Here is a 13,737-nt window from a genome sequence, read left to right as displayed (position 1 = left end):
GGTGGGCGAGCACAAGGACGCGTCCCGGAGCGCGGAGACACCCCAGCGGGCGGACGCTCAGCGCAACCGCGAGCGCATCCTGGCCGTCGCGGTCACCGAGCTGACGCGGTCGGCGGACACCCCTCTGAGCGTGATCGCCAAGAAGGCGGGCGTCGGACAGGGCACGTTCTACCGGAACTTCCCCAGCCGCGAGGCGCTGGTGATGGAGATCTACCGGCACGAGATGCGGCAGGTCGCCGACAGCGCGGACCAGCTGCTGTGCTGCCGGGAGCCCGACCGGGCGCTGCGGGAGTGGATGGACCGGCTGGCCCGGTTCAGCATGACCAAGGCGGGTCTCGCGGACGCGATCCGGCAGGCCACCAGCTCCCCGGACGGCCCGGCGAAGCCGGGACCCGACACGCTGCTCCAGGCGGCGGACCGGCTGCTCCGGGCGTGCGAGGAGGCCGGGGTGATCCGCCCCGGCGTGACCTCCGACGACCTGCTCCTCGCGATCGGCGGACTCTGGCAGCTCGACCCCGCGAGCGCCTGGCAGGAGCGGGCCGCCCGCCTGCTGGACCTGGTCATGGACGGGCTGCGGGTGGGGGCGCCGGGGCGGAAGACGCCGGACGCCTGACGGACGGCGCGCTGTCGGCCGGGGGGGTCAGGCGAGAGCCGTCGGGGCGAGTTCGCGCAGTTCGCGGAGGGCCGCCGCGACGGCCGGGCGGGCGTGGCCGCCGGCGCGGGTGGCCGTGAGGAGCCTGCGGTGGGGGTCGCCCGCGCAGCGGACGCGGGTGATCGGCAGGTGCGGGGTCACGTGGGCCAGGCGCGGGATCAGCGCCACGCCGAGACCGTGGGCCACGAGATGCGCCGTGGCGTTCCAGTCGCCGGCGTGGTGGACGACCTCCGGGGTGAAGCCGGCCGCGCCGCACGCGGCCATCACCTGGAGCCGGCACGGGCTCTCCGGGACCGGGGCGATCCACGGCTCGTGCGCCGCCTCGGCCAGGTCGGCGCGGTCCCGCCCGGCCAGCGCGTGGGCGTCCGGCACCACCAGGTCGAACGGGTCGTCGAGCAACGGCTGCTGGTCGAACCGCGTGTCGCTCATCGGCGGGTTGTGCGGGGTGGACTCCACCACGGCCAGATCGGCGGCGCCCTCGAAGAGCAGGTCGAAAATGGCCGGAACGACCGCCTCCGTGATCCGTACCGACAACCGTGGGTGCCGCTCGCCGAGCCGGGCCGCCATCGGCGCGAGCAGCACCGAGACGGCCACCGGGAACCCGGTCACCCGCAGCACCCCGGCCGGGTCGCCGTGGTCGGCGCGCAGGTCCAGCTCGGCCAGGTCCCAGCGGGCCTGGATGGCGTCGGCGTGCGCCAGCAGGCTCTCGGCGGCCGGGGTGAGCCGTACCCCGCGGCCCTGGGGCTCGAGCAGGTCGACGTCGAGGTCGCGGGCGAGCTGGCGGATCTGCTGGGAGGCGGCGGAGGGCGTGAAGTGCAGGGCGCGGGCGGCCGCGGTGACCGTGCCGTAGTGGGCGACCGCTCGCAGGACGTGAAGCCGGCGCAGGTCAATCATGAAGTCGAGGCTTCACGGTGGCGTGCACAAAGTCAACCTGGACGTGAACATAATCGACGGCTCATCCTTGAGGTGCCGCGCACGGCGGCAGGCACACACGTCACGTGCAGCACGTGAGAATCCAAGGAGTCGCCATGACCAGCACCACCGGCGTCACGGGTACGACCGGCACCGCCTGCCCCTACTGCGGGTGGCCGGACCACGCCGAGCCGTTCCAGGTCGTCTCGCGGCACGCCACCGCGGCGGGCAGCACGGTGTGGACGCGCTGCGGCTGCGGGTCGCTCCAGGTCCGCGCGGTGGACGCGCGGGGCATGCGCATCATGTCGCGCAGCCGCCCCGCCGACGTACCGGCGCCGGGCGGACGCTGACGTACCGGCACGGACGGGCGGGTTGACGGGCAGGCGCCGCGGAGGGGCGGGCGTTGACAGGCGGTCGCCCCGGCCGTACTCATGGCGTAGTGATCGCGTACCGGCCGGAGGCGGCCGGTGACCGGGGACCCGGGTGCGGGCGAGGAGGCGTGGACGTGCGGAGACTCCCCTTGTCCGGGGTGACGGTGGTGACCGTGGAGCAGGCGGTGGCCGCGCCCTACGCCACCCGGCAGCTGGCCGACCTCGGCGCCCGGGTCGTCAAGGTGGAGCGGCCGGGCGGGGGTGACTTCGCCCGGCGCTACGACACCACCGTGCACGGCACGTCCAGCTACTTCGTGTGGATCAACCGCTCGAAGGAGTCCCTCACGCTCGACCTGAAGGACCCGCGCGGCCTGGACATCCTGCACGAACTGCTGGCGGACGCCGACGTGTTCGTGCAAAACCTCGCGCCGGGCGCGGCCGGCCGCCTCGGGCTGGGCGCCGAGGACCTGGCCCGCCGCCATCCGCGCCTGATCCCCTGCGCCGTCTCCGGCTGGGGCACCACGGGGCCGTGGGCCGACCGCAAGGCGTACGACCTGCTCGTGCAGTGCCAGACGGGTCTGGTGTCGCTCACCGGCACCCCAGAGGAGACCGCCCGTACGGGAATCTCCGTCGCCGACATCGCCGCCGGGATGTACGCCTACAGCGGTGTCCTCACCGCCCTCTACACCCGCGCCACCACCGGCGAGGTGCACCCGGTGGAGGTGTCCCTGTTCGAGGCGCTGGCGGAGTGGATGGGGCAGCCCGCGTACTACACGCGGTACGGCGGCGCCCAGCCGCCCCGGATGGGCACGCAGCACGCGACGATCGCGCCGTACGGCACGTTCCGGGCGGCGGACGGGCGCGAGGTGCTGTTCTCCGTCCAGAACGAACGCGAGTGGGCGGCGCTGTGCCGAGAGTTCCTCGGCCGGCCGGAACTCACCGGCGACCCGCGGTTCGCCACCGGTTCCCTCCGCGTGGCGCACCGGGACGAACTGAACGCGATCGTGGCGGACCGCTGCGCCCGCGACGACGCGGCGGACCTGCTCAAGAGCCTCGAGGAGATGGGCATCGCCTGCACCGGGGTCAACGACGTCGCTGCGTTCCTCGACCACCCGGTGCTGGCGGCGCGCGGCCGGTGGCGCGAGATCGGGGTGCCGGGCGGCATGGCTCAGGCGCTGCTCCCGCCCGCCGACCTCGCGGGCCTCCCCGCCCGCATGGACCCGGTGCCGGCGGTGGGCGAGCACACGGAGAGGATCCTGCGCGAACTGGGCCGCACGCCGGAGGACATCGCGGCGCTGCGGGCGGACGAGGTGATCTGACCGGTCCGGGCCGCGATCATGGCCGCTGCCGGTGCCGGCTACGGCTGCCGCTGGTGCTGACTCCGCTGCTGATGCCGGCGCAGCGCCTCCAGCACCTCCTCGTCCGTCGTCTGGTCGAACTCGTCGTACCACTGGCCGACGGCCATGAAGGCGGCCGGTTCGTGGAGGCTGATCAGCTCGTCGGTCTCGGAGCGGAGGGCGGCGGCGCCCTCCGGGGAGGCGACCGGGACGGCCAGGACCAGGCGGGCGGGACCGCGGGCGCGGAGGGCGCGCAGGGCGGCGCGGGCCGTGGAGCCGGTGGCCAGGCCGTCGTCGACGACGACCACCGTGCGGCCCTGCGGGTCGGGCGCGGGCCTGCCCTGCCGGTAGAGCTGTTCGCGCCGGAGCAGTTCGGCGCGTTCCCGTGCGACGACGGGCGCGAGGTCGGCCTGTGTCAGGCCGAGACCGCGCAGGGCCTCCTCGTCGTACACGGGGACGCCGTCGCCGGCCATGGCGCCGACGCCGTACTCCTCGTGGCGGGGGGCGCCGACCTTGCGGACGACGAGGACGTCGAGGGGCGCGCCGAGGGCCTCGGCGACCTCGGCTGCGACGGCGACGCCGCCGCGGGGCAGCGCCAGGACGAGGGGGTCGGGCAGGGCGCCCGCGTCCTGCCTCTCCCGCAGCCGCGCGGCCAGTTCGCGTCCGGCCTGCCGGCGATCACGGAACCGCATGACGGTGCCCTCCCTCCGAGCGGTCACGACCTCGGTCGGCACCCGCGTACCCCTTCCCCGGGTGCGCGAAGCACCGGCGCGGGGCATGGGGGCGGCGCGCTCGGGCAGTCGTGGTGCATGGTCGGTGACACGAGTGACCCCGGGCAGGCGCCGCGACGGGACCGCAGCGGGCACCGTTCGGTGGCGCAGGAGGACGACGTACGCATCGAGGCCTGGGCGGCGAGCCGCGAGCACTGCCTGGCCGAGGCCGTGGTGGCGATGGTGGAGTGCTTCGCCGACGTGTCCGGTGTGAGACCGACCGGGGTGGACCGCATCCGGCTCGCCGAGACGAGCGACGACGACCTGCTGGCCGCGCTGCTCGACGAGATCCTGTACCGGCTGGAGGCGTACGGCCAGGTGCCGGTGGACGTGGAGGCCGACGAGGCCGAGGGCGGGCTGGATGTGCGGCTGGCGGTCGTGGGCCTGGCGGACGTGCGGGTCACCGGGGAGGTGCCGACGGACGTCGGCTGGGAGGATCTGCGGCTGTCGCCGGGACCGTACGGCTGGTCGTGCGCGGTGACCGTCGACGGGTGACCACGCTCAGTGGGTCGGCGTCGCGCGGCTGATGTCGGCGAGCGCGGAGTGCGGGTCCTCCTCGGCGGCGAGGTCGCCGAGGCTGACCACGCCCACGGGGCAGCCGCCGTGCTCCACCACGGGGAGCCGCCGCACGGCGTGTTCCCGCATCAGCTCGACGGCGTGGTCGGTGGTGTCGTCCGGGTCGAGCGTCACCAGCGGCGGGCGGGTGCACAGCGACCCGACGGTCGTGGCCTCGGGATCGTGCCCCTCGGCGACGCCCCGCAGCACGATGTCGCGGTCGGTGAGCACACCGAACAGGTCGCAGTCGTAGGCGACGAGCACATCCCCGACGTCCTGCTCCCGCATCAGCCGCGCCGCCTGCGTCACGGAGGTCATCGGCTCGACAGAGGTGGTGTGCGCGGACATCACGTCGCGTATGCGGGTGGTCATGAGGACACCTCCCGGTGCGAGGTCGCGAACACGGGGCGCCACCGACGGACACCCCGTCCGCTTTTCACATCGTCACCCTCATACCCCGCACGGCGGCTGATGCTCCTCCTCGACGAGGACCACATTTCGCACCAGACCACGCGCGCCCTCTCCGGAAAAGCGAACCTTCGCGTTGTGAGGCGGATCCACGAAATCAACCGCCCTGCCATAACGGGTGATGTGTTCGAGCGTGAGAGGAGCTATCTCGCCGGAGGAGTACCGCTGCCCGGTGCGCGCGATGCCGCCTGTACAGCGAACGACGCAGGTGGCTGCCTCAGGCCCTGCGCTCTCCACCGCATAGATCTGCAGCTTCCCGCGCTCGGAATCATCGCGCATATCCCCCGCCTCCGGTAGAAACCGCGGCCAGCATACGGCGACCGGCTCGGTTTGCCCGGAGCCGTCGCGGTCGCTTGGATGGGCCGGTCCCCGGTGGCCGCCGGGGGTGGGGCCGGGTGTGAGCGGGGGCGGCGGGTGGACGGGCGGCGGTCGCCGGGGTGGCGGTTCGGGTGGTTGTGGGCGGCGTACGGGGTGTCCACCTTTGGTACGCGGTTCGCGTTCGACGCGTTCGCGCTGATCGCCCTGCTGGTGCTGGACGCCGGTCCGGCGGAGGTGTCGCTGCTGGCGGCGGTGGGTCCCGCGGTCGGGGCGGTGCTGTCGGTGCCGCTCGGGCCCTGGGTGGAGTACCGCCGCAAACGCCCGGTGATGATCGCGACGGATCTGCTCCGGTGCGCGGTGCTGCTCAGCGTGCCCCTCGCCTACGCCGTGGACGCGCTCACCGTGGCGCAGCTGCTGGTGGTGTCCGTGACGGTGGCGGCGGCCGACATCACGTTCCAGGCGGCGGTCGGCGCGTACGTGAAGGACGTCGTGCCGCGCGAGGAGCTGCTGCGCGCGAACGGGCGGCTGGAGTCGACGAACTGGACCGCGACCATGCTCGGTCCGCCGCTGGGCGGGGCGGCGATGGGAGTGTTCGGGCCGGTGACGACGGTGGTCGCCGACGCCGTGAGCTATCTGCTGTCGGCCGGTGCGCTGGGCGCGGCGGGTGGTGGCGACCGGCGTCCCGAGCGGCCGGACCCGCGGCCCCGGCTGCGGGCCGGCGACCTGCTCGACGGGTGGCGGTACATCCTGCGCAGCCGTGAGCTGCGTCCGCTGTTCCTCAACACGGTGCTGGTCAACGGCCTGATCATGGCGTCGTCGCCGCTGCTGATCGTGCTGATGGTGGGCCCGCTGGGCTTCGCCCCGTGGCAGTACGGGCTGGCCTTCGCGGTGCCGTGTCTGGGCGGGCTGGTCGGCGCGCGGCTGTCGCGGCGGCTGGTGGCGCGGTTCGGGCCGCGGCGGGTGCTGCAGGTCGCGGGGACGCTGCGGGCGTGCTGGCCGATCGGTCTGGCGTTCGTGGGACCGGGTGTGGCGGGGCTGGTTCTGGTGATGGGGGTCGAGTTCGGGCTGATCACGAGCATCGGCGTGTTCAACCCGGTCCTCGCGACGCGCCGGCTGGAGGGGACCCCGGCGGACCGGGTCGTGCGCACGCTGTCGGCGTGGTCGGCGACCGGCAAGGCGTCGATCGCCGCGCTGACCGCGTTCTGGGGCCTGCTGGCGAGCCTCACCGGCCCCCGCACCGCCATCGCCCTCGCGGGCGCCCTGCTCCTGGCCACCCCGCTGCTGCTTCCCCGCCGCCTCGACGAGGCGCGCCGGGAAGAGGAGGCGGAGGCCGGAAGTCAGCTCAGCGGTGGCTGAGGACGTTCACCACGCGGCCGTCCGGGTCGCGGACGAAGAAGCGGCGTACGCCCCACTCCTCGTCCCGCAGCGGGTGGACGATCTCCGCGCCGCTGTCGCGGACGGTCTCGTACACCGCGTCGACGTCGTCCACCTCGACGCTCAGGTCGGGGTCGACCGGCGCCGTCCTGTCGGCGGTCATCACGCTCACCTGCGCCGTCGGGCTGGACGGCGAGGCGAGCGTCATGATCCAGCCGTGGTTCATGACCTCCTCGAAGCCCAGGAGGCCGTAGAACTCCCGGTTCTCCCCTACGGCCTCGGAGTGGAGGTTCGGCACGACACGGCGGACGGTCATCGACGGCTCCCTGTGGTCGAGCAGCGTGTAGCGGCCGGACAGCATCACCGCGTCGACGTCGGTCTCCTGGACCAGCCGGGTCAGCTTGCCCGTGTGGTACATCCCCGCGCCGACGGCTCCCACCGTCCCCTGGGCGCGCAGCTCGGCGAGAGCCGGGTAGCCGTCGCGGAGCGCGTCCTCGAAGTGCTGCTCCGCGTCGTGCAGGTACAGCACGTCGATCCGGTCGACGCCCATGCGCGTCAGCGAGTCCTCCACGCTGCGCAGCACCCCGTCCCGGGTGAAGTCCCACACCCGGCGGTGGGTGGCGGGCACCTCGAAGGCCTCGTCGGTCCGGCCGCCGGGATCCTGCGGCACCAGCACCCTGCCGACCTTCGTGGACAGCGTCCACGCGTCACGCGGCTTCCCCCGCAGCAGTGCGCCGACACGGCGTTCGGACTGCCCGATCCCGTAGTGGGGCGAGGTGTCGAAGTAACGGACACCGCTGTCCCAGGCCGCCTCCAGCGCCCGCGCGGCGGTGTCGTCGTCGACCGGCTCGAACAGCCCGCCGAGCGGACCGCCCCCGAAGCCCAGTTCCGTGACGTGCACGTCGCTCCTGCCGAGTCTGTTCCGTTCCACGGGCGGGTGACTCCTTCAGGTGGGCTACGGGGGCTGTCGTGCCGCGTCAGACCGCGCCGGGGATCTCCTCGGTCACGCCGTTCAGGGGCGAGTCCGGGTCGGTGCCGTAGGGGCGGGTGAGGACCTCGAGGCCGTGGCCCGCCGGGTCGCGGAAGTACACGCCGCGTCCGCCGTCGTTGCGGTTGATGCGGCGCGGGTGCCGGCCGTGCGGGTCGGCCTGGAGGGGGACCCGGGCGGCGACGAGCCGGGCGAGGATCGCGTCGAACTCGTCCTCGGAGACGAGGAACGCGTAGTGCTGCACGGGAATGTCGATGTCGACGGTGGCGAAGTCGAGGGTGACGCCGTTGGCGGTGGTCACCGGGAGGAACATCCCGGCGGGCGGTCCGGGCTCGAGGCCCAGGATCTCCGCGACGAAGCGGGCGGACGTCTCCCGGTCGGGAGTGAGAACGATCGTGTGGTTGAACTCGACGGACAAGGTCAATGCCTCCACAGGCATCCGCGGCGCCTCCATGCCTCACCCGGCCGGTGACCGGCACGCGATGCCGCGGACGGCACGTTAGGGCACCACCGCCGCGCGCGTCGAGCGGATTTCCGGCACGAGGACGCCGGCGCCGAAGTCCGGTCCGTGCCCTGACAGTTGTCAGGGACACCCGTGTCCGTCGTCTCCCTACAGTGGCACAGCAGCACAGCACCTACTCCACGGGGATGAATGACCATGAAGAACTTCACGCGCCGTCACGTCACCCTCCTCGCCGCGGCCGCCCTGGCGTTCGGCGGGCTCACCGCCACCGCGCAGGCCGCGCCCGCGGCTCCGTCCGGCGGGGACCCGACGCTCACCGACGTCTACATCTGGGCCACGGACGTCAACCTCCGCCAGCAGCCGTCGGTGTCCGCCCCGCGCCTGGCCGTCCGCTCGCAGTACTGGCTGGACGCCGTCTGCCAGACGCAGGGCGACACGGTCACCGACCCGGACGTGGGCACCAACAACTGGTGGACCGCCGTGCAGGAGTTCTCCGGCAGCGACCTCGCCTGGGTGAACAACCTGTATCTGCGGGGCGGGCAGAAGATCGAGGGCGTGCCCGACTGCTGACGCCCGCGCGTCACGGGGGAAGGGGCGGGCCGGTGATCCGGCCCGCCCCTCGGGGTGTGCGGCGAGAGCCGCGACGGCTCAGTACCAGCCCGTGTTCACCAGCGCGTGCCCGTCGCAGGCGAGGATGGCGCGGGAGACCCGGCCGTCGAGGTTGTTCCCGATCTTCGTGAAGGCGTAGGTGAGGCCGGGGTCCACGGTCTCGGACACCCAGCCGTCGGCGCGGCCCGCCCCGCTGTTGGAGCGCTCCAGCACCGCCGCGCAGTTGGTGCGCGCGTTCTCGATGCGCGCGAAGGAGCCGCACGCGTCGGAGTAGTAGTACTTCAGCGCCATGCCCTCGAAGGTCTTGGTGGCTCCGACCTGGCGGAAGGTCCCGGCGCAGCCGGAGACGGTGGGGTACTGCCCCTCTCTGGCGTAGGCACCGTAGTTGCCGCCCGAGAACGACGCGGCGTGGACGGCGGACATGGGCAGGAGCGCCATCACCGCGGCTGCGCCCCCCGCGGCCAGCAGAGTTGTGAGCGATCGGCGGCTCATACTTCCTCTTTCCCGTTGTTTCCTGGTGTCGTACGGCGTTCACGGCCGGCGCCCTCGGTCAGGGGGCGCCGGCCACTCGCCGTGACCGTACGGGCCGTCAGGGCGACGCCGGTACCTGACAGTTGTCAGGGGCGCGTGCGCGGCAGCAGGGCGAGGTGGTCCTCGCGTACCAGCCCGAAGCGCAGGGCGACGGAGGCGAGGCGGGCGCGTTTGGCGCCGGTGCGGCTGCCGTCGGGGGCGGCGCCGTCCTCGCCCGGGTCCAGGCGCAGCTTGGTGTGGGCGAGGTAGTCGATGTGGTAGTTGACCGCGGAGCGGGTCAGGCCCCGGCAGGACTCCAGCGGGCGCAGCCGGTCGACGATCTCGCCGACGCCGGGCAGGGCCGTGTCCGAGGGGTCCCGCAGCCGGGGTTCGCACAGGGCGACCAGGACGAGGAAGTACTTCGCGGTCGGGTCCAGGGCGAACGGGTGCACGGTCTGTTCGCCGAGACCGTCGGCGGACCGCTCACCCAGGTAGGCGTGTTGCGGCGCGAACACCTTGAAGGTGACGGGGTGGTGCAGGGCGGGCAGCACCACGCGGGAGAACTCGAACGGCACGGGCGCGCCGAGCCGCCCCGGGGCGACGGTGAGGTACTCGCCCGCGCCCTCCAGGTTCTCCACCGCGTAGGACACGGTGCGGCTGAAGTTGGACAGCCGCCAGTAGTCCCCGGCCGCCTCCAGCCGTCCGGCGCGGCGGGAGATCCCCGGGTCGGCCAGCTCGATCGCCACGTCCTCGCCGCCGGGCAGCCCGCGACCGAAGTCGGCCACGTCGCCGGGGGCGAGATGCAGCAGCCGCGGCCTGCCCGCCGCGTTCCCCTCGGGACCCACGGGTCCCTCGGGTCCGGGTAACTGCACGATGATCGTTTCCATGGTGGCTCCCGCTCCCCCGTCCCCCGGTCGGCCACCGGAATTGTAGGCGGCGGTTCCGCTTCCGCGGGCGCCCTCGCCAAGCCCCGTCCGGCTCCTACCGGCCACATCCCGCCCTCGCCAGGCCCCGCCCGCCCTGGACCAACCCCGTCCGGCCCGCTCAGACCCCGGCCGCCGCGGCCGCCTCCTCCACGCGAGCGGCCACCCACACCAGAAACGCCCGCACCTCGTCGGCGGGCAGCACCGCCGCCTCCGCGCGGGGGCGTTCGAAGCTGTCCAGCGCCCGGGTGACGAGGGGCGCGAAGGCCGGCTCGGACGCGGCGACGATCTCCCCCGCCCTGCGCTTGGCGAACCAGTGCCCGGTACGGCAGTGGACGGTGGCGCGGCAGCCGTTGAGCACCCGGTTGTCGGCCAGATGGCCTTCCCCGTCGGCGTGTTCCCGCACGGAGGCGCGGAGCGCGGCGAGCACCGTGGGCCGGTCCGGGGCGGCGATCACGTCCCGCGCAGGCGCGCCGTACAGCGGCAGGCCCGCCTGGTGGGCGACGGACCGGTCGATGACGTACCAGAACGCCGGCCCCTCCAAGGGGTCGTACGCGGCGCGTTCGGGCAGGGACGGCCCGGTGTTGAGGTCGAGCAGGTAGCCCGCGTCACCGGACGGGCGGGCGGCGAAGTCGGCCGCGTAGACGACCAGTTCCAGGCCGGCGGCGGGGCAGGGCAGCTCGGAGTGGGCGAGCGTCCCGGCCAGCGCGGACAGGTCCGCGCGCGGCAGCGCGGGGTCGACCACGACCGTCACGTCGACGTCGCTGCGCCCGTGGCGGTAGTCGCCGAGGGCGAGCGAGCCGACGGCGAGGACGCTCACCAGGCGGTCGCCGCAGACGGCGGAGGTGCGGCGGACCAGCTCCTCCAGGTACGGGCGCAGTTCCGGCGGCGGGAGGGAGGGACGGCTCATGCCCCCAGTGTCACCCCGCCCCGCCCGTGGATCCGGGCCGGGTCACGCCCACAGGTCGTCGCTGGCGCACACCCGTGCGCCCATGTTGCGTTCCATCATCCGCAGGGCGGCGTCCGCCAGGTCCTCGTGGATGTGCGCCACGGCGTCCCGGGGGACGGTCACCTCGAAGTGCCGGATGTGCGCGTCGAGCGAGGAGTAGAGCACGCACTGCTCGGTCACCTGCCCGCACAGCACCAGCTGGTCGATGCCCTGCTGGGTGAGCAGATAGCTGAGCGGGGTCTCGAAGAAGATGGAGTGCCGGGCCTTGACCACGAAGAGCGACGACTCGTCCGGCACCAGCGGCTCGACGAGGTGCGCGTGCGGCCCCGCCAGCGCCTTGTCGAGCAGTTCGCCGTGGTGGGAGCGCCACTCGCCGAAGTTGTCGTTGACGTAGATCACCGGCGCGTTCCGCCGTCGCGCCCGCTCCAGCAGCCGGGAGATCACCGGGACCACCCGATCGGCGGACGGAAGCAGCTGGTCGGCGTCCGGGTGGTCATAGGTGTTGATCATGTCGATGACGGTCAGCGCGGTCTTGCCCATGCGTCCAGGGTTCCACCGGGGTGCGGGATCAGGCATCCGCACGGCGGCCGGGGCCGTCCGGCCCTAGTCGGGGCCCGCCGCGCCGCCGACGATGGGGTGATGATCCACAGCGATGGCTTCCGGGCGCTCGGCCGGCAGGAGTGCCTGCGCCTGCTGGGCAAGGTGCCGGTCGGCCGCGTCGTGTACACGCGGCACGCGCTTCCCGCGGTGCTGCCGGTGAACTTCACCCTGGACCCGGACGGGTCGGTGGTGCTGTGCACCTCCGCGGGCTCCGACCTGGTGCGGGCCGTCGACGGGGTGGTGGTGGCGTTCGAGGCGGACGACTTCCACGCCGGGCGCCGGTCCGGCTGGAGCGTGGTGGTGACCGGCCGGGCGGCGGTGGTGACCGACCCGGCCGAGCACGAGCGGCTGCTGCGCACCGGCCCCCGGTCGTGGATGCCGCTGCGGGACGGCGTGTTCGTGCGGATCGAGAGCGGGATGGTGACGGGGCGGGAGCTCACGGGGACCGGGGGCGGCTCGTAGCGCCCCGGGGGGGCAACCCCCTTGGGCGGTACCGCCGGACGGGTGACGTACGGTACGGCCTGTGACCGCCTACACCCCTGAAGACACCCCGGGCCGTTACGGCCCGTACGCCACCGTCGAGACCGAGGCACGCTCGGTCGGCCGGGTGCGCACCGAGTACTCGCCCGCGCACGACGGCGACCCGGACCCCGGGGAGATCGTCTGGACGTGGGTGCCGTTCGAGGAGAACGACGGCCGGGGCAAGGACCGGCCGGTGCTGGTCGTGGCCCGCGAGGCGGCGGGCACCTTCCTCGCCGTGCGGCTGTCCAGCAAGGGGCATGCCGGGGACCGGGAGTGGGTGCCGATCGGCAGCGGGCCGTGGGACCGGTCGGGGCGCGACTCGTGGGTGGCCGTCGACCGGGTGCTGCGGCTGCACGAGCAGGGCATGCGCAGGGAGGCGTGCGCGCTGGACCGGATGCGGTTCAATTCCGTGCGGCAGCGGCTCAGGGAGCGGTACGGCTGGGAATGACCGCCTCCGGCGCGTCCACCAGGTCCGCGAAGGTCCGCTCGAACGCGGTGCGGGTCGCGCCGTCACGGGTGCGGTCCAGGATGCCGAACACCACGTGGTCGAAGGCGCCCTCGAAGCGTCCGCCGCGCCCCAGGTGCGTGCGGAACGCCTCCGCGACCTGGGCGGGGTCGTTGCGGAACACGCCGCAGCCCCAGGCGCCGAGCACCAGCCGCCGGTGGCCGTGGTGGGCCGCCGTCTCCAGCACGCGGCCCGCGCGGCGCACCAGCGCGCCGGGCACCTCCCCCAGCCGCTCGGGCGTCCTGGAGCGGATCACGCCCGCGTTGGGCGCGGGGGAGGTGAGGAAGGCGGCGGTGAAGGGGGCGTCGAGCAGGGCGCCGCGGTCGTCGCGGAACACGGGCACGGCCGGGGTGTGGATCACCCGGTCGGTGTAGAACGGGTCCCGGTGGGCGCGGTGGTGGTCGTAGAAGCCGGGGGCCCGCAGCAGGCACGTGTACAGCGCGGAGGCGCGGCACAGGGCCTCTTCCTGGGCCTGCGCGCCGTTGAGGTAGCCGCCGCCCGGGTTGCGCGCCGAGGCGAAGTTGAGGACGGCCACGGGATCCGGGGCGTCGGGGCCGGTGAGGCGGCGGGCGGCGGCCAGGCTGCTCTCGCCTGTCACCTCGAAGCGGGTGGTCACGGGCGCGAAGGGCGGCACCTCGACCGGCTCCGGTCCGTGCAGCGTGGTGCCCTGCCGCGCCGCCTCGACGGCGGGCCCGATCGGCACCTGCCGGCCGTCCGGCGCGCGGTAGGCGCCCCGCGCCACGATCTCTTCCGTCTCCTTGGCGATCCCCCGCAGGCGCGCGCTCACGGCGCCACCCCCGTGGACGCCGTGACCGCGCTCCGCGCGTTCCCCCTCGTCGTGCTCATGCGAGCATCCTGAGCGATGCTGGTGAGGCGGCGCAACGAGGTTTTCGCCGCCCCGGACGGTCCGG

General features: G+C 73.9%; 19 protein-coding genes. 8 read left to right on the top strand and 11 right to left on the bottom strand.

Annotated features, from left to right (window positions below; translation table 11 throughout):
- Position 1: 1 nt before the first annotated feature.
- Positions 2-613 carry a TetR/AcrR family transcriptional regulator gene (locus tag ACFOSY_RS13180; RefSeq protein WP_394306959.1) on the top strand — a complete coding sequence of 204 codons (612 nt, stop codon included), beginning with the start codon at positions 2-4 and terminating at the stop codon, positions 611-613.
- 27 nt (positions 614-640) lie between these two features.
- Here ACFOSY_RS13180 and ACFOSY_RS13175 read toward each other — a convergent pair whose 3' ends face one another.
- Entirely contained in the window at positions 641-1,546 is a 906-nt protein-coding gene (locus tag ACFOSY_RS13175) for a LysR family transcriptional regulator (protein WP_394306958.1), read from the bottom strand.
- 134 nt (positions 1,547-1,680) lie between these two features.
- On the opposite strand from ACFOSY_RS13175, the gene ACFOSY_RS13170 reads away from it, so the two are divergent.
- Positions 1,681-1,914 carry a hypothetical protein gene (locus ACFOSY_RS13170; protein WP_394306957.1) on the top strand — a complete coding sequence of 78 codons (234 nt, stop codon included), beginning with the start codon at positions 1,681-1,683 and terminating at the stop codon, positions 1,912-1,914.
- A gap of 149 nt (positions 1,915-2,063) precedes the next feature.
- Positions 2,064-3,254 (top strand): CaiB/BaiF CoA transferase family protein, encoded by a 1,191-nt coding sequence (locus ACFOSY_RS13165; protein ID WP_394306956.1) that lies wholly within the window; start codon positions 2,064-2,066, stop codon positions 3,252-3,254.
- 38 nt (positions 3,255-3,292) lie between these two features.
- On the opposite strand, the gene ACFOSY_RS13160 is transcribed toward ACFOSY_RS13165, so the two are convergent.
- Positions 3,293-3,964 (bottom strand): phosphoribosyltransferase, encoded by a 672-nt coding sequence (locus ACFOSY_RS13160; RefSeq protein WP_394306955.1) that lies wholly within the window; start codon positions 3,962-3,964, stop codon positions 3,293-3,295.
- 117 nt (positions 3,965-4,081) lie between these two features.
- Between ACFOSY_RS13160 and ACFOSY_RS13155 the strand changes: the two genes are divergently transcribed.
- The gene (locus ACFOSY_RS13155; RefSeq protein ID WP_394306954.1) at positions 4,082-4,537 is read left to right on the top strand and encodes an archease; all 456 of its coding nucleotides are present in this window, start codon (positions 4,082-4,084) and stop codon (positions 4,535-4,537) included.
- A gap of 6 nt (positions 4,538-4,543) precedes the next feature.
- On the opposite strand, the gene ACFOSY_RS13150 is transcribed toward ACFOSY_RS13155, so the two are convergent.
- Positions 4,544-4,969 (bottom strand): CBS domain-containing protein, encoded by a 426-nt coding sequence (locus ACFOSY_RS13150; RefSeq protein ID WP_394306953.1) that lies wholly within the window; start codon positions 4,967-4,969, stop codon positions 4,544-4,546.
- Positions 4,970-5,047: 78 nt separating this feature from the next.
- Positions 5,048-5,344 (bottom strand): hypothetical protein, encoded by a 297-nt coding sequence (locus ACFOSY_RS13145; protein WP_394306952.1) that lies wholly within the window; start codon positions 5,342-5,344, stop codon positions 5,048-5,050.
- Between the two features lie 135 nt (positions 5,345-5,479).
- Between ACFOSY_RS13145 and ACFOSY_RS13140 the strand changes: the two genes are divergently transcribed.
- Positions 5,480-6,739, top strand: a complete 1,260-nt coding sequence (locus ACFOSY_RS13140; RefSeq protein WP_394306951.1) for an MFS transporter — start codon at positions 5,480-5,482, stop codon at positions 6,737-6,739.
- Here ACFOSY_RS13140 and ACFOSY_RS13135 read toward each other — a convergent pair.
- Complete coding sequence (locus tag ACFOSY_RS13135) at positions 6,726-7,688, bottom strand: aldo/keto reductase (RefSeq protein WP_394306950.1); 963 nt, start codon at positions 7,686-7,688, stop codon at positions 6,726-6,728. The two genes, ACFOSY_RS13140 and ACFOSY_RS13135, sit on opposite strands and share 14 nt — an antisense overlap.
- 46 nt (positions 7,689-7,734) lie before the next feature.
- Entirely contained in the window at positions 7,735-8,163 is a 429-nt protein-coding gene (locus tag ACFOSY_RS13130; RefSeq protein ID WP_006131698.1) for a VOC family protein, read from the bottom strand.
- 240 nt (positions 8,164-8,403) lie between these two features.
- On the opposite strand from ACFOSY_RS13130, the gene ACFOSY_RS13125 reads away from it, so the two are divergent.
- Positions 8,404-8,778, top strand: coding sequence for a peptidase M23 (locus ACFOSY_RS13125; protein WP_394306949.1), 375 nt, complete (start codon positions 8,404-8,406; stop codon positions 8,776-8,778).
- 78 nt (positions 8,779-8,856) lie between these two features.
- On the opposite strand, the gene ACFOSY_RS13120 is transcribed toward ACFOSY_RS13125, so the two are convergent.
- The 4 genes from ACFOSY_RS13120 to ACFOSY_RS13105 all read right to left on the bottom strand — a co-directional run bounded on the left by ACFOSY_RS13120 (position 8,857) and on the right by ACFOSY_RS13105 (position 11,739).
- Positions 8,857-9,309, bottom strand: coding sequence for a hypothetical protein (locus tag ACFOSY_RS13120; protein ID WP_394306948.1), 453 nt, complete (start codon positions 9,307-9,309; stop codon positions 8,857-8,859).
- A 125-nt stretch (positions 9,310-9,434) separates the two neighbouring features.
- Positions 9,435-10,214, bottom strand: coding sequence for a serine/threonine protein kinase (locus ACFOSY_RS13115; protein WP_394306947.1), 780 nt, complete (start codon positions 10,212-10,214; stop codon positions 9,435-9,437).
- Between the two features lie 157 nt (positions 10,215-10,371).
- A complete protein-coding gene (locus tag ACFOSY_RS13110; RefSeq protein WP_394306946.1) occupies positions 10,372-11,160 on the bottom strand; it encodes an aminoglycoside adenylyltransferase domain-containing protein in 789 nt (262 codons plus the stop codon).
- A gap of 42 nt (positions 11,161-11,202) precedes the next feature.
- A complete protein-coding gene (locus tag ACFOSY_RS13105) occupies positions 11,203-11,739 on the bottom strand; it encodes an isochorismatase family cysteine hydrolase (RefSeq protein ID WP_394306945.1) in 537 nt (178 codons plus the stop codon).
- A 99-nt stretch (positions 11,740-11,838) separates the two neighbouring features.
- Here ACFOSY_RS13105 and ACFOSY_RS13100 point away from each other — a divergent pair, with 99 nt between their 5' ends.
- Both ACFOSY_RS13100 and ACFOSY_RS13095 read left to right on the top strand, forming a co-directional pair.
- The gene (locus tag ACFOSY_RS13100) at positions 11,839-12,261 is read left to right on the top strand and encodes a pyridoxamine 5'-phosphate oxidase family protein (protein ID WP_394306944.1); all 423 of its coding nucleotides are present in this window, start codon (positions 11,839-11,841) and stop codon (positions 12,259-12,261) included.
- Positions 12,262-12,322: 61 nt separating this feature from the next.
- The gene (locus tag ACFOSY_RS13095) at positions 12,323-12,769 is read left to right on the top strand and encodes a type II toxin-antitoxin system PemK/MazF family toxin (protein WP_394306943.1); all 447 of its coding nucleotides are present in this window, start codon (positions 12,323-12,325) and stop codon (positions 12,767-12,769) included.
- Here ACFOSY_RS13095 and ACFOSY_RS13090 read toward each other — a convergent pair.
- Positions 12,744-13,613 carry a TIGR02452 family protein gene (locus tag ACFOSY_RS13090; protein WP_394306942.1) on the bottom strand — a complete coding sequence of 290 codons (870 nt, stop codon included), beginning with the start codon at positions 13,611-13,613 and terminating at the stop codon, positions 12,744-12,746. The two genes, ACFOSY_RS13095 and ACFOSY_RS13090, sit on opposite strands and share 26 nt — an antisense overlap.
- Between the last annotated feature and the right edge of the window lie 124 nt (positions 13,614-13,737).

Source organism: Streptomyces lusitanus (assembly GCF_042647945.1).
Classification (GTDB): domain Bacteria; phylum Actinomycetota; class Actinomycetes; order Streptomycetales; family Streptomycetaceae; genus Streptomyces; species Streptomyces pseudogriseolus.
This window is presented reverse-complemented; position numbering and strand designations above follow the sequence as displayed.